Origin of the sequence: Streptomyces sp. NPDC058534 (genome assembly GCF_042717365.1) — a bacterium.
In the GTDB taxonomy this organism is placed as follows: domain Bacteria; phylum Actinomycetota; class Actinomycetes; order Streptomycetales; family Streptomycetaceae; genus Streptomyces.
In genome coordinates this window covers 17,324-31,610 of record NZ_JBHXNW010000013.1, presented here as the reverse complement: position 1 = coordinate 31,610, position 14,287 = coordinate 17,324, and the positions used below count along the sequence as shown (strand labels likewise).

General features: G+C 72.4%; 16 protein-coding genes. 7 read left to right on the top strand and 9 right to left on the bottom strand.

From position 1 onward, the window contains the following. Position 1 precedes the first annotated feature (1 nt). From ACFWR9_RS10415 to ACFWR9_RS10405, 3 genes are all read right to left on the bottom strand, one after another. A complete protein-coding gene (locus ACFWR9_RS10415) occupies positions 2–571 on the bottom strand; it encodes a hypothetical protein (RefSeq protein WP_383838568.1) in 570 nt (189 codons plus the stop codon). A 56-nt stretch (positions 572–627) separates the two neighbouring features. Further along, positions 628–1,563, bottom strand: coding sequence for an N-acetylmuramic acid 6-phosphate etherase (gene murQ / locus ACFWR9_RS10410; RefSeq protein ID WP_383838565.1), 936 nt, complete (start codon positions 1,561–1,563; stop codon positions 628–630). Positions 1,564–1,679: 116 nt separating this feature from the next. After that, entirely contained in the window at positions 1,680–2,645 is a 966-nt protein-coding gene (locus tag ACFWR9_RS10405) for a MurR/RpiR family transcriptional regulator (RefSeq protein ID WP_383838562.1), read from the bottom strand. A 55-nt stretch (positions 2,646–2,700) separates the two neighbouring features. On the opposite strand from ACFWR9_RS10405, the gene ACFWR9_RS10400 reads away from it, so the two are divergent. Next, on the top strand, positions 2,701–3,081 hold the full coding sequence (locus ACFWR9_RS10400; protein WP_307013266.1) for a hypothetical protein: 381 nt from the start codon (positions 2,701–2,703) through the stop codon (positions 3,079–3,081). A 10-nt stretch (positions 3,082–3,091) separates the two neighbouring features. Beyond that, positions 3,092–3,391 (top strand): DUF4031 domain-containing protein, encoded by a 300-nt coding sequence (locus ACFWR9_RS10395; RefSeq protein ID WP_383838559.1) that lies wholly within the window; start codon positions 3,092–3,094, stop codon positions 3,389–3,391. On the opposite strand, the gene ACFWR9_RS10390 is transcribed toward ACFWR9_RS10395, so the two are convergent. Further along, positions 3,373–4,458 (bottom strand): GNAT family N-acetyltransferase, encoded by a 1,086-nt coding sequence (locus ACFWR9_RS10390; protein WP_383838557.1) that lies wholly within the window; start codon positions 4,456–4,458, stop codon positions 3,373–3,375. The two genes, ACFWR9_RS10395 and ACFWR9_RS10390, sit on opposite strands and share 19 nt — an antisense overlap. Positions 4,459–4,468: 10 nt before the next feature. Further along, positions 4,469–5,131, bottom strand: a complete 663-nt coding sequence (locus ACFWR9_RS10385) for a hypothetical protein (protein ID WP_383838554.1) — start codon at positions 5,129–5,131, stop codon at positions 4,469–4,471. A 137-nt stretch (positions 5,132–5,268) separates the two neighbouring features. On the opposite strand from ACFWR9_RS10385, the gene ACFWR9_RS10380 reads away from it, so the two are divergent. The 3 genes from ACFWR9_RS10380 to ACFWR9_RS10370 all read left to right on the top strand — a co-directional run bounded on the left by ACFWR9_RS10380 (position 5,269) and on the right by ACFWR9_RS10370 (position 7,404). After that, a complete protein-coding gene (locus tag ACFWR9_RS10380; protein WP_383838551.1) occupies positions 5,269–5,916 on the top strand; it encodes a TetR/AcrR family transcriptional regulator in 648 nt (215 codons plus the stop codon). A gap of 33 nt (positions 5,917–5,949) precedes the next feature. Further along, entirely contained in the window at positions 5,950–6,633 is a 684-nt protein-coding gene (locus ACFWR9_RS10375; RefSeq protein WP_383838548.1) for a maleylpyruvate isomerase family mycothiol-dependent enzyme, read from the top strand. 75 nt (positions 6,634–6,708) lie between these two features. Then, positions 6,709–7,404, top strand: a complete 696-nt coding sequence (locus ACFWR9_RS10370) for a copper homeostasis protein CutC (RefSeq protein WP_383838545.1) — start codon at positions 6,709–6,711, stop codon at positions 7,402–7,404. Between the two features lie 91 nt (positions 7,405–7,495). Here the strand turns inward: ACFWR9_RS10370 and ACFWR9_RS10365 are convergent, their stop codons facing one another. Continuing rightward, positions 7,496–9,568 (bottom strand): HelD family protein, encoded by a 2,073-nt coding sequence (locus tag ACFWR9_RS10365; protein ID WP_383838542.1) that lies wholly within the window; start codon positions 9,566–9,568, stop codon positions 7,496–7,498. Between the two features lie 275 nt (positions 9,569–9,843). On the opposite strand from ACFWR9_RS10365, the gene ACFWR9_RS10360 reads away from it, so the two are divergent. After that, complete coding sequence (locus ACFWR9_RS10360; protein ID WP_383838539.1) at positions 9,844–10,029, top strand: hypothetical protein; 186 nt, start codon at positions 9,844–9,846, stop codon at positions 10,027–10,029. A gap of 17 nt (positions 10,030–10,046) precedes the next feature. Here ACFWR9_RS10360 and ACFWR9_RS10355 read toward each other — a convergent pair whose 3' ends face one another. The 3 genes from ACFWR9_RS10355 to ACFWR9_RS10345 all read right to left on the bottom strand — a co-directional run bounded on the left by ACFWR9_RS10355 (position 10,047) and on the right by ACFWR9_RS10345 (position 12,247). Continuing rightward, the gene (locus tag ACFWR9_RS10355; RefSeq protein ID WP_383838536.1) at positions 10,047–10,346 is read right to left on the bottom strand and encodes a type II toxin-antitoxin system PemK/MazF family toxin; all 300 of its coding nucleotides are present in this window, start codon (positions 10,344–10,346) and stop codon (positions 10,047–10,049) included. Then, positions 10,343–10,540: a hypothetical protein gene (locus ACFWR9_RS10350; protein ID WP_383838533.1), complete on the bottom strand. Its 198-nt coding sequence runs from the start codon at positions 10,538–10,540 to the stop codon at positions 10,343–10,345. The genes ACFWR9_RS10355 and ACFWR9_RS10350 overlap by 4 nt, the downstream gene beginning before the upstream one ends. A 63-nt stretch (positions 10,541–10,603) precedes the next feature. Further along, on the bottom strand, positions 10,604–12,247 hold the full coding sequence (locus tag ACFWR9_RS10345; RefSeq protein WP_383838530.1) for a DNA repair helicase XPB: 1,644 nt from the start codon (positions 12,245–12,247) through the stop codon (positions 10,604–10,606). Between ACFWR9_RS10345 and ACFWR9_RS10340 the strand changes: the two genes are divergently transcribed. Then, positions 12,219–13,916: a recombinase family protein gene (locus tag ACFWR9_RS10340; RefSeq protein ID WP_383838527.1), complete on the top strand. Its 1,698-nt coding sequence runs from the start codon at positions 12,219–12,221 to the stop codon at positions 13,914–13,916. The two genes, ACFWR9_RS10345 and ACFWR9_RS10340, sit on opposite strands and share 29 nt — an antisense overlap. Positions 13,917–14,287: the final 371 nt, after the last annotated feature.

The following is a 14,287-nucleotide window of genomic DNA, read 5'->3' as shown; positions in this document are numbered from 1 at the left end:
CTCAGAGGCCGCCCATCGGCTCGATGTCCAACCGCACCGGCGTGCCCCACACCCGCAGCACCTCGTAGTCCGTGAACTCGTGGACGAGCCGGTACGCCATGGCCGCGCGCGGGGCGCGAAGTTGGGCCGCGATGTACAGCTCGGCCTCGCGGCGGTCGCGGCGCGGGGTGCCGCACAGCTGCCACACCTGTCCGTTCCACAGCTCGGGCAGCCAGCGCTGCTGGGGCTGCGGACGGTCGCCCCGCACCCCGTAACGGGACTGGACCGGCTCGGCGGGCCGGGCCGGGAGGGGGCCGCCGTTGTACTCGGCGCGGCGGGCGCTGCGGCGGCGGGTCTCGCACAGCAGGCACCGGTCGGGGGCGGCCTCGTCGACCGGTCCCGTCGGATGCTCCGGGCAGCGGGTGCTGGGGGCCGCCGTCGCGACGCTCTCCTCCAGCAGGTCCAGCGCGCGCTTCACGTCCGCGCGGACCTCGTGCAGCTTGGCGTCGGGGGTGTCACCGGTCAGGGCCTCGCCGTGCTCACCGAGGAGACGCAGGGCGCGGCCCAGGGCGGTCAGCTGGGCGTGGTTCATGTCCTTCAGAATCGCACACGCCGCCGACCGCCCCGGGCCACAGGCCCCGGCGCGGGTCAGCCCGTCGCCGCCGCCAGCGCTGCCCGCAGGTGGCCGTCGGAGTCCGCCAGGAGGCGGGCCGCGGTCGGGCCGTCCACGTCGGCGAGCAGGACCAGGATCGCGTGCTTGACCTCGCCGTCGGTGGCGGTCAGGGCGCGCTCGATGTCGGCGTCGGCGGCGCCGGTGGCGAGCGCGACGATCCGGCGTGAGCGGGCGCGCAGCTTCTCGTTGGAGGCGCGCACGTCCACCATCAGGTTCCCGTACGTCTTGCCGAGCCGGACCATGGTGATCGTCGACAGCATGTTGAGAACCAGCTTCTGCGCCGTGCCGGCCTTCAGCCGGGTGGACCCGGTGATCAGCTCGGGTCCGGTGACGACCTCGATGCCGTGCTCGGCGGCGGCGGCCAGGGCGCTGCCCTCGTTGCAGGCCAGCCCCACGGTCAGGGCGCCGACCGCGCGGGCGTGCTCGACGGCGCCGACGGCGTACGGGGTGCGGCCGGAGGCGGAGACGCCGACCACCGCGTCGTCGGCGGTGAGGCCGAGGGCGTCCAGGTCGGCACCGGCCAGCTCGGGCGAGTCCTCGGCGCCCTCGATGGAGGTGACCATGGCGTCCGGGCCGCCCGCGATCAGGCCGACGACCTGTCCCGGGGCGGTGTTGAAGGTGGGTGGGCACTCCGAGGCGTCCAGCACCCCGAGCCGTCCGGCGGTCCCGGCGCCCGCGTAGACCAGCCGCCCTCCGCGCGCCATCCGGGCGGCCACGGCGTCGATGGCGGCGGCGATCTCCGGCAACCGCACGGCGACGGCGGCGGAGACGGTGGCGTCCTCACCGTTCATCGTCCGGGCGATGTCGAGGGTGGCCAACTGATCGATCTCGGCCAGCTCGGGCCGGAACGCCTCAGTGGCAAGGGTCTCCAACTGGGAACGGAGATCGGGGTGGTGGGGGGTTGAGGTCATGATGGTGCGGCTCTTTCCGGTGTCTTGTCGATGCTGGGTGGTGCGAGGCTCCCAGGGGCGCGGGGAACTGCGCGACCAGCCACCACGGGCCCGCGGCCGCGAACGGCGATTCACCCCTACGGTCTTCCGCGAGGTCCCCCGTGCCTATGCGCCAACGCCTCATAAGACGCAGCCAGCGCCGGCGCCGCCGCCTCATACGTCCGCTGCGCCACCCCCACGAACAGACAGTCCACCACCAGCAGCTGACTCGTCCGCGAGGACATCGCCGCCGGCCGCAGCTCACTCTCCCGCGACGTGGACGTGGTCAGCACGTGGTCGGCGTACTGGGTGACGGGACTGTCGGGACGGCCGGTGATGGCGACGGTCGTCGCGCCGCGTTCGAACGCGGCCCGCAGCGGTTCGATGACGTCCCCGGTCGACCCGGAGTGGGTGATCGCGAGGGCGACGTCCCCGGCGCGCAGCTGCACCGCGTTGGTCACGGCGAGGTGCGGGTCGTTGGGGGCGTGGGCTATCAGCCCTATGCGCAGGAGTTTCTGGGTGAGATCCTGGGCGACCAGACCGGAGGCGCCGATGCCGTACACGTCGGTGCGGCGGGCGGCGGCCAGTGCGGCGACGGCCGCGCCGAGCTGGCCGGTGTCGAGTCCGGCGGCGGTGTCGGCGAGGGTCTGCTGCTCGTCGTAGGCCAGCTTGGCGACGACGTCGGCGATCGGGTCGTCCACCGCGATGTCCGTCGTGATGGCGGGCGCGCGGCCGGACTGCTGCTGGGCGGCGAGCCCGGCCAGCGCGAGGCGCAGATCGCGGTAGCCGGGGTAGCCGAGTAGCCGGGCGGTGCGTACGACGGTCGCCTCGCTGGTGCCGGTCAGCTCGGCGAGACCGGTGACCGTGAGGGCGGCGCAGCCGGCCGGGTCGCCGGCGACGGCCTCGGCGACCCGCTGCATGGAACGGGTCATCGACGGCGCCAGCGTGCGCACCTTGGCCGCGAGCGCGGCGGGCGCGGGCGGCGCGGGCGGCGCGGTCCGGCCGCCGGTGGCGCGGCGGCCCCCGGAGGCGTTCGCGAAAGTTTCCTTCACGTCATCGGTCACTCATGAAAGATATTTTCGTTTCGGTCCGCGGGTCAAGAGTGCGCACAATGGGTGCATGGACCCCATCAGCCCCCTGGAGCAGACGCTGCACGCCGCGCGCGCACTGGTGCTCGCCGATCTGGTGGCGGGCCAGGTCGCCGAGCCGGACGTCGTGTCGCTGGTCGAGGAGTCCGTCGTACAACGGCGTTGGTGGGTCGAGCAGTGGCCCGAGGGCGCGGAGTTCGTGGCCGGGCTGGTCGCGCAGGACGTGCAGGACGCCCTGCTGGAGCGGTACGGCCGCTGGCCGCTGTGCCCGGTCTGCGGCTCCGGCGACCCGCACGCGCTGGACGTCGAGCCGGAACTCGGTCCCGACCCGCACTGGGTGTGCGGCAAGGCGGGTGTGAAGGTCGCCGCGGTCGGTTCGCTGGGCGGCGCCACCGGCGGCTCCGCCCCGTGAGGACGCCCCGGTGACCGTCTACATCGACCCGCCGGCCTGGCCGGGCCACGGCCGCCTCTGGTCGCACCTGGTCAGCGACGTCTCCTACGCCGAGCTGCACGCGTTCGCCGGGACGCTGGGCGTGCCGCGCCGCGCCTTCGAACGCGACCACTACGACGTCCCCGCCCAGCGGTACGCCGACGCGGTGTCCGCCGGCGCGCTGGAGGTCAGCAGCCGCGAGGTGGTGCGGCTGCTGCACGGGGCGGGGCTGCGGCGCCGCAAGGGCTCCGGGACCGGCTCGGGTGCCGAGGCTCAGCCGCGCAGCTCGTAGGCGAGTTGCCCCTCGTCGCCCTTGTCGCCCTCGTCTCCGGCGACCCGGGTGAAGCCGGCGCGGGTGATCACAGCCTGGGAGGCGAGGTTGGCGTGCTCGGTCGTCGCGAACACGGACGTCACCTCGTCCCGCGCCAACGCCCACGCGGACAGCGCGCGCAGCGCCTCGGTGGCGTAGCCGTGGCCGCGGGCCGCCTCGGCGAGGTCGTAGCCGATCTCCACCCGGCCGTCCTCGTCCGGCGCCCCGTGGAAGCCCATACCGCCGACCGCGCGGCCGTCCTCCCGGCGCACCAGCGCGAACACGCCCCACTCCGGCCGGTGCACGCCCCCCTCGTACGCCTTGAGCAGCATTCCGGCGGCGTCCCGGGTGCCCTGGAAGGGCCCGCTGTCGACCCACTCGAACCCGCCGTCGCCGCCCGCGGCGAGGTCGGTGGCGGCGGCCGGCGTGACGCCCTGGAGGGTGAGCCGCTCGGCCGGGATCACCAGGTTGTTGCGCCAGCGCCACTCGGTGACCGGGGCACGTCCGGGCAGCTCTCCGCGGCCGGTGGCCCACAGCAGTGTGCGCCAGGGGTCGGCGCCGGGCTGGATGTGCGGGAAGATCCCGGCGAGGACGCCGGCGCAGAGCCCGGCGGGCGGTTCGTAGGCCAGGCCGAGGCCCTCGGCGATGTCGTGCGTGTGCAGGAACACCTCGGCGATGCCCATCGCGGCGAAGCCCTCGCGGTTCGCGCTGCGGTACGGGTACGGGTGGAAGGCGCGTACCTCGCGCGGGGTGGTGCGCAGCGTCGCGGCGAGCAGCGCGCCGGTCGTCTCGATCACCTGGAGCACGTCCTCGTTGCCGGTGCCCTCGTCGAGGGTGATCTCGAAGGGGACGTACGCCTTGGTGGCTCGTCCGGCCAACTGCCCCGCGTAGGTGATGAGATCGCCCGCGACGTGCTCCGCCGTGTACCGGCAGCTCCACTCCAGCCGGCCGGCCCGCGCCGTCTCCCAGTCCCGGCCGGCCGCCGTCCGCAGCAGCGCGACGGCGCTCGCGACGGCTTCCTCCACCTGTTCCCCACCCATGGTCCGCATGCCGGGCAGGCTAAGGGTCCGGGGTGTCCCCGAGCGACAGCATTTCCAGCTCGCCCGTGATGTTGTGGCGGGCGGTCGCCTCCCACTCCCGGCGGCCGTGCGGGGTGTGGAACAGCCGGGGCAGGCCGAGCAGCTGCCGCAGGACCGCGGCCCGGCCCTCGCGGAAGGCGTCGTTCGGCACGAAGTGGTACTCCTCGCGCACGGCGACCGTGTACGCCGCGTACGCGGACGGCGGCGAGGCGAGGACCGCCAGGTCCGCGTCGCACAGCACCTGTCCGTCGTGGTCGTCGTCGGCGGGGGCGTGGGTGACGGTGAGGCGGACCAGCCGGGCCACCTCGGCGGTGCGTTCCGCCGGGACCCCGGCCTCGGCAAGGGCGCGCTCGGCGAGCCGGGCCGAGCGCTCCTCGTTCTCCGAGCGCTCGGGGAGGTACACCGCGTCGTGGAACGAGGCGGCCAGCCGGACGGCGGCCACGTCGTCGGCGTACTCGGCCAGCACGTCGACGTGGTCCAGTACGGCGGTCAGGTGCGCGAGCGTGTGGTAGCGGCGGTGCGGCTCCTGCCAGCGGGCGAGCAGACGGTCCGCGTACGGCGCCGGGTCGGGGCAGGAACCGGGGGCGGCGGCTTGCTCCAGGGCACGGGCGAAGCGGGAGCGCAGGGCGTCGAGGTCGGCCATGCGCCCATTCTTCCAGCGGGGCCGGTCACCATGTCTTGGACATGCTCCGCGCCCCGTCCGGCCGCACGGTCCGTGTCAATAGCTTTCGCGATAACCTCTCACTCAATCTTGATGATGAAGCGGAGAGGCGGCGGACCATGCCCGAGGCGCGCACCGAGACCCCGCGCGAGCGCTACCGCACCCAGGTGCGCGCGGAGATCAAGGAACACGCGTGGGAGCAGATCGCCGCGGCGGGCGCCTCCGCGCTCTCCCTCAACGCGATCGCCAAGCGGATGGGCATGAGCGGGCCCGCGCTCTACCGGTACTTCGCCGGCCGCGACGAGCTGATCACCGAACTGATCCGGGACGCCTACCGAAGCCTCGCCGACACCTTCAAGGCGACCGCCGCCTCGGGCGCCGACCTGTCCGGACTGGCGCACGCCCTGCGCGCCTGGGCCCTCGCCGACCCCCAGCGCTACTTCCTCGTCTTCGGCACCCCCGTCCCCGGCTACCACGCCCCCGACAACATCACCGAGATCGCCTCCGAGACCATGGCGGTCATCCTCGACGCCAGCGCCGCACTGCCGTCGGACCGCCCCGCCACGGACTTCGACGCGCACCTCGACGGCCACCGGCAGTGGGCGGACGGCCACCCGGCCCCCGCCGCGGCCCTGCACCGCGCCCTCGCCTTCTGGACCCGCGTGCACGGCGCCCTCTCCCTGGAACTCGCCGGACACTTCACCGGCATGACCTTCGACCCCGCCCTGCTCTTCGCCGCCGAACTCGACGACCTGTCGGGACGCTGACCGCGGACCCCGCCCGGCCCTAACGTGGGGTCCATGACGACGCCTGCCGACGTGAACGACGTACGCGACCCCGAGCTGCCCGGGCGGCTGCTGACCATCGAGCGGGACGAACTGGTGCCTCTGCTGCGGGCGCGGGCGGACGCGGACTTCGCGCTGCCCGTGGCCGCGTGTCCGGGCTGGACCGTGCGCGACGTGCTGGCGCACTGCTCCTGCGCGCTGATCCGGGTGGTGGAGAGCCGCTTCGAGGACGGCGTCTTCTCCCCCGAGTCCAACGACCGCGACATCGCCGAACGCGCCGACTGGACCAACGCCCGCGTCCTGGACGAGCTGGAGCGCGGCATGACCGAGGCCGGCCCGGTGATCGGCCGCGCGGACGGCGCGCTGGACGGGATCGCGCTGGGGGAGTGGGTGCACGCGGGTGATGTGCGCACGGCCCTGGGCGAGCCGGGTGCGTACGCGGGGCCCGGACTGCCCGCCGCCCTCGCGCTGCTCGCCACCCTCACCCGCGACCGCGGCCACGTCCCGCTGCACGCCGACCTCGACGACGTGGACGAGCCCCTCAAACTCGGCGCGGTGAGCGGCGAGCGGCCCCCGGGCCGGTTCATCGGCGACGCCGCCACCCTCGTACGGCTGTACGCGGGCCGGCCGCTGGACGGCGCCGCCGGGTACGAGCTGGCCGGGGTGGAGGCGGCGGAGCTGAACCTCTTCGGCGACTGAGGGGGGCCCCGGCCTGCCGTCTGGGCGTAGTCTTGGATTGGACTAGACCTGTAGCAGGCCGACGAATGGGGTCCCATGAGCAAGCGTGCAGTCCTGGAGGTGATCGCCCTCGACGTCGAGGACGCGGTCGCCGCCCAGGCCGGAGGCGCGGATCGCCTCGAACTGGTCACCGACATGGCGGCCGACGGACTCACCCCGTCGGCCGAGACCGTCGCCGCGATCCGTGCCGCCGTCGACATCGACCTGCGGGTGATGCTGCGGCTCGCGGACGGGTTCGCCGCCGGTGACGTCGAACGGCTGACGCGGCTCGCCGGCCGGATGCGGGAGGCCGGGGCGACGGAGTTCGTGCTCGGGTTCCTCGACCCGGACGGGCACGTGGACCTCGACGCGGTGGAGCGGATCGCGGGGGTGCTGCACGGATGCCGGTGGACCTTCCACCGGGCGATCGACCACGCCGCGAACCGCGACGCGCTGCGCAAGCAGCTCGGGGACTTCCCGGGCCTTGACACCTACCTCACGGCCGGCGCGGCCGGCGGCGTGGACGAGGGCATGCCCGTCCTGCTCGCCGAGGCGCGGCGGCGGGGCGAGCCGGGCTACGAGCAGCAGCTCCTCGTCGGCGGCGGCCTCCGGCTGGAGCACGTGCCGGGCCTGCTGGCAGCGGGGATCGACGCGTTCCACATCGGCGGCGCGGCGAGACCCTCCGGGTGGGAGGGGCCGGTGTCGTCGGAGGCGGTCGCGGAGTGGCGGCGGGTGTTGGGGGGCCACGCGTAACCGTGGGCAGATGTGCCGCCTGGGGCGGCACCCGTCCCAAAGAGAGCGGCACCCGGCAAGCGCCGGGCCGCGTCACCCACCCCCGGGCACGCTAACCAAGCTGCGCCGGCAACTCCGTCGCGTGGGTCACGATCAGCCCCGACACCGCACGGGTCAGCGCCACGTACAGCCGCCGCAACCCCGTCCGCTCGTCCGGTTCCCCGTCCACCACGGCCCGCGGCTCGTCCAGCACCACGTAGTCGTACTCCAGACCCTTGGCCAGCGAGGCCGGCACCAGGGTCAGCCGCGTGGCGTCGGTGGTCTCCTCGCCCGGCCCGACGTACCCGACGCCCGCCGCACCGAGCGCCGCCGCCAGCTCCGGCACCCGCGCGTCCGCCGCGATCAGGCCGACGGAGCCCTCGCGGGACAGCAGCTCACCGCAGGCCGCCAGCACCCCCGCCGTCCCCTCGGGGGCCGTACGGATGTCGAAGAAGCCCGGGTTCTCCCGGATCGACGCGACCGGCGTCAGGCCCGGCGCGATGTGCGGCAGCAGCCGGGAGGCGTACGCGATGACGTCCGTCGGCACGCGGAAACCGGCCGTCAGCTCCTCCACCACGGCCTCGCCCTTGCCCAGGTGCCCCAGCGCCTCCGCCCAGCTCCGCGTCGCCCACGGCGTGGTGCCCTGCGCCAGGTCGCCGAGGACGGTCGCCGAGCCGGTGGTGCAGCGCCGGCCCACCGCGCGGTACTGCATCGGGGAGAGGTCCTGCGCCTCGTCGAGGACCACGTGCCCGAGGGAGTGGGTGCGCTCGACCAGGTCGGTGGCCTCGTCGATCAGCACGGCGTCCGCTGGCGACCACTTGGCGGACTTCACCGAGCGGGCCGGCTTCACCCACAGCACCGCCTTCTGCTCGTCCTCGGTGAGGACGCCCGCGGCGTGTTCGGCGAGGAAGTCCGCGTCGGAGAGGAGACGCAGGACCAGCTTCGCGGGGTCGACCGGCGGCCAGACGGCCTTCACCGCGGCCTTCACGGCGGCGTTGCGCGCCACCGCGTTCTGCACCCGGTCGTCCGGCGCCTCGCCCGCCCGCTCCATCTGCACCAGCACGAGGTGCGCGATGCGCTGCGGCAGTGCCTCGCGGGCGGCGCCGTAGCGGATGTCGCGGGCGAGCAGCTCACGGACGATCTCCTCCAGCTCGTACGCCGCGACCCGCCGGCGCCGCGAGCCGCGCACCACGACGATCCCGTCGGCGGGCGGGGAGACGTGCGAGTAGAGGGCCCGGCGCAGCACCTCCGCCATCCGCGCGTCGCCCTTGACCACCGCCGTCGCCGCGTCGTCCGTGCCGCGCACCTCGACGTGACCGACCAGGTCGTCGACGGTGGCCTGGCGGACCGTCAGCTCGCCGAGCGCCGGGAGCACCTGCTCGATGTAGTGCAGGAAGGACCGGTTCGGCCCGATGACCAGCGTGCCGGTGCGGGCCAGGCGCTCGCGGTGGGCGTACAGGAGATAGGCGACCCGGTGCAGGCCGACGGCGGTCTTGCCGGTGCCGGGACCGCCCTGCACGCAGACCGAGCCGGACAGCCCTGCGCGCACGATCTCGTCCTGCTCGGGCTGGATCGTCGCGACGATGTCCCGCATCGGTCCCACGCGGGGCCGCTCGATCTCCTGCTGGAGCAGCTTGCTGGTGGTCGCCGTCTCGGCCGGGTCGGACAGGTGCTCGTCCTCGTACGCCGTGAGGTCCCCGCCGGTGTAGCCGAAGCGGCGGCGCAGCGAGACGTCCAGCGGGTCCTTCTTCGACGCCCGGTAAAACGGCTGCGAGACCGGCGCCCGCCAGTCGATCACCATCGGGTCGCCGTCCGTGTCGTGCACGTGCCGGCGCCCCACATGCAGTGTCTGATAAGCGGCCTCCGGCCGCGGGCGCTCGCCCTCCGCGCCCTCGGCCCGCTCGGCACCGGGAGCGTGCAGGTAGTCGAGCCGGCCGAAGAACAGCGGGGTCCCGCTGAGGTCGGCCAGCGCCTTGATGCGCTGCTCGATCTGGCTCTCCAGGACCGCGGCGTTGACCCAGTTCGCGGTCACGTCGGAGATGTCGAGTGACTCCACGTCCTCGCGCATGGCGCGCAGGGCGGAGCGCGAGGCGGCCAGGTGGGAGCGCTCGCGGGACAGGGGGTCGTCGTGGACGGGCGTGGACAAGGCGGTGCCTCCGGGTGACCTGCGGTGCGGTGGGCGCGGGCGCGCGCGGGAAGCCGACCGGTTTCCGTCCGGACGGCGGCTCTCCGTGGGGGAGGCGGGCAAGAGCGGAGATTTTAGGGGAGGGGGCGGGAGGCAGGCCAACTCTTTTTCGACCCCTAGGGGACGGGCCCTCCGACCTGAGGGGCAGCCGTCCCCCGGGAGGTGTACGCGGGGGCGGAGCGGGTTCGGTCCCGAGACCGATGCCGGTCGGGGCCGCGCGGTCGCACCATGGAGACATGAGCGCAGCAACCATGTACCCCGCCCCGGCACCCGGCCGCGCGTCCGGTGCCACGCCCGTGGCCGGCAGCCACCGGCACCGGCTCGGCGACGCCGTGCGCGCCGTGCGGGTGTTCGCGGGCGCCGCCTTCGACGTGGTCGTGCTCGGCGAGTACGGCGAGGAGGCCGGCGTACGCCGCCGCTAGGACGGGCCCCGTGAGGCCTACAGCATCAGCACCAGACGTATCCCCGTCTCCACAGCCTCCATGTCCCGGGGAGCCACGGCTCCGAGGTCGTTGTCGAAGTAGCGGGCCGCGAACGTGGCGTATGTGTCGACGACGGCGGTCCCGGGCAGGGGCGCGGTCAGCTCTGTCGCCAGGATGGACGGCGGCATCCGTCCCGGCTCGTGTACTTCGACGCACGTCGCGATGCCCAACCGCTCGTTGACGAGATCGTCGGAGACGACCAGGGCACGCCGGGAACGGCCTCCGTGCTCGATGTCGTAGACGTGTCCCCGCTTCACCGGCGCTCACTGAAGAACGCGTCAGCCGACGCCCCGAGGAAGGCGTCGTCGTCCGAGCGGCGCGGCAGCGTGTCCAGTGCCTCCTCCAGCATCTGGCGTCTTATGGCGGCGGTGACCTGCGACGACGCGTTCGGACGAGCTTTCAGGAAGGCGGCTACCTCGTCCGGCAGAGAGAACGTCATGTTGACTGTCATGTTGGCCATCATATGAGCCGTATGACACTCGGCCCAGTACTCGGTCGAGTGAACGTGCCCCTCTCAGGCATCCTCGGCAAGCACCTCGTCCGCGTCCATAATCCGGTACGCGTAGCCCTGTTCCGCCAGGAAGCGCTGGCGGTGGGCGGCGAAGTCCTGGTCGAGGGTGTCGCGGGCGACGACCGAGTAGAAGTGCGCCTTGTGACCGTCGGCCTTCGGACGCAGCACCCGGCCGAGGCGCTGCGCCTCCTCCTGCCGCGAGCCGAAGGTGCCCGACACCTGGACGGCGACCGTCGCCTCCGGCAGGTCGATCGAGAAGTTCGCGACCTTGGAGACGACGAGGACGCTGATCTCGCCCTGCCGGAAGGAGTCGAAGAGCTTCTCCCGTTGGGCGTTGGACGTCTCGCCCTTGATGACCGGCGCGCCCAGGTGCTCGCCCAGTTCGTCGAGCTGGTCGATGTACTGGCCGATGACGAGGATCTGCTGCCCGGCGAAGCGCCGCACGATCGCCTCCGTCACCTTGCGCTTGGTGTCGGTCGTCGCGCAGAAGCGGTACTTCTCCTCCGTCTCGGCCGTGGCGTACGCGAGCCGTTCGGAGTCGGTGAGGTTGACCCGGACCTCCACGCAGTCGGCGGGCGCGATGTAGCCCTGCGCCTCGATCTCCTTCCAGGGCGCGTCGAACCGCTTCGGGCCGATGAGGGAGAAGACGTCGGACTCGCGGCCGTCCTCGCGGACGAGGGTCGCGGTCAGACCGAGCCGCCGCCGGGCCTGGAGGTCGGCGGTGAACTTGAAGACCGGCGCCGGCAGCAGGTGCACCTCGTCGTAGAGGATCAGCCCCCAGTCCCGGGAGTCGAACAGCTCCAGGTGCGGGTAGACGCCCTTCCGCCGGGTCGTCAGCACCTGGTACGTGGCGATGGTGACCGGCCGGATCTCCTTCTTCGTGCCGCTGTACTCGCCGATCTCGTCCTCGGTCAGGCTGGTCCGCCGCACCAGCTCGTGCTTCCACTGCCGGGCGGAGACGGTGTTCGTGACGAGGATCAGCGTCGTCGACTTGGCCTGCGCCATCGCACCGGCCCCGACCAGCGTCTTGCCCGCACCGCAGGGGAGGACGACGACACCGCTGCCGCCGTGCCAGAAGTTCTCCACCGCCTGCTTCTGGTACGGGCGCAGCGCCCAGCCGTCCTCCGCCAGCTCGATCGCGTGCGCCTCGCCGTCGACGTACCCGGCGAGGTCCTCGGCGGGCCAGCCGAGCTTGAGCAGCGTCTGCTTGATCTGCCCGCGCTCGGAGGGGTGCACGGCCACCGTGTCGGGGTCGATGCGGGTGCCGACCAGCGGCGCGATCCGCTTCGACTTCAGGACCTCTTCAAGGACCGGCCGGTCGGTCGTCGTCAGGACCAGGCCGTGCGCCGGGTGCTTGGAGAGGGTGAGGCGGCCGTAGCGGTCCATCGTCTCGGCGATGTCGACGAGCAGCGCGTGCGGCACGGGGTAGCGGCTGTACTCGACGAGGGCGTCCACGACCTGCTCGGCGTCGTGGCCGGCCGCCCGCGCGTTCCACAGGCCCAGCGGCGTCACCCGGTAGGTGTGGATGTGCTCGGGCGCCCGCTCCAGCTCGGCGAACGGCGCGATGGCCCGACGGCAGTCACCGGCCCGCTCGTGGTCGACTTCCAGGAGCAGGGTTTTGTCGGACTGGACGATTAGGCAAGACACGCATACCTCCGCGGTTACGATTGTCACCGTGACAGACACCACACCTGCCACGGTTCGGGCCATGCCCCGTGCCCGGCGCCGGAAGGGCGTACCGGCCGACGCGCCGGGGATGCGCGCCGCTATCTATGTTCGCCTATCGCGTGAAACGGACGAGACGACTTCTCCAGAGCGCCAGAGAGCGGCGTGCGAGGCACTGTGTGAGGCGCGTGGCTGGGACGTCATAGCTGTCGAGGAGGACATCGATGTCTCGGGCTTCTCCCGGGGCCTCGACCGGCCGGGACTGCAGCGCATCCTCACTCGGCTCGCCGTGCTGGACGTGATCGTGTTCTTCAAGATCGACCGGCTTGCACGTTCGACGGTGGACTTCGCGGAGATCATGCAGCTTGCCGAGCACCAGAGCGTTGCGCTCGCGTCGGCGACGGAGCCGCTCGACCTCACGTCGTCCATGGGCCGGGCCATGGCGAAGGTCATCGCGGTCTTCGCGGAGCTGGAGTCGGACACCATCGGCGTGCGGGTCTCCAGTGCGCACGAACACCTGCGTCGCGAGGGCCGCTACACCGGTGGCCGGGTCCCGTACGGGTACATGGTCGTCCCCAATCCCAACGGGGCGGGCAAGGTCCTCGCCGTCAATGAGGACGAGGCCAGGACGATCAGGAGGATCGTGGAGCAGGTTCTGGCCAAGGACTCGCTCATGCAGATCATCAACGACCTCAGCAAGGAGGGCGTGCCGTCGCCCGGCCACACATCACGCCAGACCACGGGCAAGCGCAGCGACTCCAAACAGTGGTACACGACGACTCTGCGTAGCCTGCTGGGCAATCCGCAACTGCTCGGCCAGGTCATCGAGGACGGAAAGCCGATCTTGCGAACGGACGGGTTGCCGCTGGTCACTCGCCCGCCGATTCTCGACACGGACACCTGGCAGGCGCTCCAGGATGAGTTGGAGCGCCGGGCCAATCTCGGTGAGAAGCGCCGGGAGGGGACGTCGCTGCTGCGTGGCATCATGCACTGCGGGGTGTGCGGTGAGCGTATGTACACGTTCAGCGGGCGCAACGGTCAGCTTCGGTACCGGTGCATCGGTCCGCTGAAGTATCGCCAGCGGGCGGCCAAGGGGGAGGCGAAGCCGGGCGAGAAGTGCTACGGGCCGACCGTGGCGGGGGTGACCACCGAGGAGCATGTCACCGAGCAGTTCCTTGCGAAGTACGGGCACCTCCCCGTGATGCGGATGGTCCAGGAGGTAGGCGAGGACTTCCGTCCCCAGATCAGGCAGGCAGAGGAAGCCCTGGCCGACTTGCAGAAGGACCGGTACGACCGAGGTCTGTTCAAGGGAGACGACGGCGCGATCCGGTATGCGGAGCAGTACGCCAAGCTGGAGGACCGTCTGGCGTCCCTGATGGAGAAGCAGCGAACGGCGAAGCCCGGTGGAGTGAAGGCAGAGCCGGCCGGCGAGACGCACTCCGAGCAGTGGAAGCGCTCGGACGTGGCCGGTAAGCGGGACCTGTTGCTGAACGCGGGCGGCTACGTGGAGGTGGCACCCGCGCGGCGCGGTGGGAAGAAGCTGGACACGTCGCGGCTGTCGGTGCACTTCGGCGAGGAGGGGCACATGCGACGGGCGGCAGAGGTGAAGAAGAGCGGACAGGAGATCGAGGCGACCGACACCCAGGGCTGACGCCGACGCCACCAGACAGACGAGAGGGCGCCCCCACCGGACGAGGTGGAGGCGCCCTCTCGTCTGTTCAGCTCAGGCAGTGCGCTGGTCGGGGTCGTGCCAGGGGCCGATGACCTTGATAGAGGGGCGGCAATAGGACAGTGCGGCGCCATCGCGGGTTGTGAACTCAACTGTCTCTGCAGCGAGTTCGCAGAGGGCGTCCCCGCCTGCCCGGACAGTGCGGCCCTCAGCGCTGGGACGGATTCCGGCAGGTCCCATGAGGCGGAACTCAGGCGGAAGCTGCCGAGGCCTATGCGTCGGCGAGGCGGGACCAGAGCCGAATACTGGGCTTTGGTGCATAGCGAGGTGCTGCTGTCAGCAGGCCGGCCCTG

Coding starts and splice junctions, on each gene's coding strand:
- ACFWR9_RS10415 (WP_383838568.1), bottom strand. CDS start 571: ATGAACCACGCCCAGCTGACCGCCCTGGGCCGCGCCCTGCGTCTCCTC.
- murQ (WP_383838565.1), bottom strand. CDS start 1,563: ATGACCTCAACCCCCCACCACCCCGATCTCCGTTCCCAGTTGGAGACC.
- ACFWR9_RS10400 (WP_307013266.1), top strand. CDS start 2,701: ATGGACCCCATCAGCCCCCTGGAGCAGACGCTGCACGCCGCGCGCGCA.
- ACFWR9_RS10390 (WP_383838557.1), bottom strand. CDS start 4,458: ATGCGGACCATGGGTGGGGAACAGGTGGAGGAAGCCGTCGCGAGCGCC.
- ACFWR9_RS10385 (WP_383838554.1), bottom strand. CDS start 5,131: ATGGCCGACCTCGACGCCCTGCGCTCCCGCTTCGCCCGTGCCCTGGAG.
- ACFWR9_RS10380 (WP_383838551.1), top strand. CDS start 5,269: ATGCCCGAGGCGCGCACCGAGACCCCGCGCGAGCGCTACCGCACCCAG.
- ACFWR9_RS10375 (WP_383838548.1), top strand. CDS start 5,950: ATGACGACGCCTGCCGACGTGAACGACGTACGCGACCCCGAGCTGCCC.
- ACFWR9_RS10370 (WP_383838545.1), top strand. CDS start 6,709: ATGAGCAAGCGTGCAGTCCTGGAGGTGATCGCCCTCGACGTCGAGGAC.
- ACFWR9_RS10360 (WP_383838539.1), top strand. CDS start 9,844: ATGAGCGCAGCAACCATGTACCCCGCCCCGGCACCCGGCCGCGCGTCC.
- ACFWR9_RS10350 (WP_383838533.1), bottom strand. CDS start 10,540: ATGACAGTCAACATGACGTTCTCTCTGCCGGACGAGGTAGCCGCCTTC.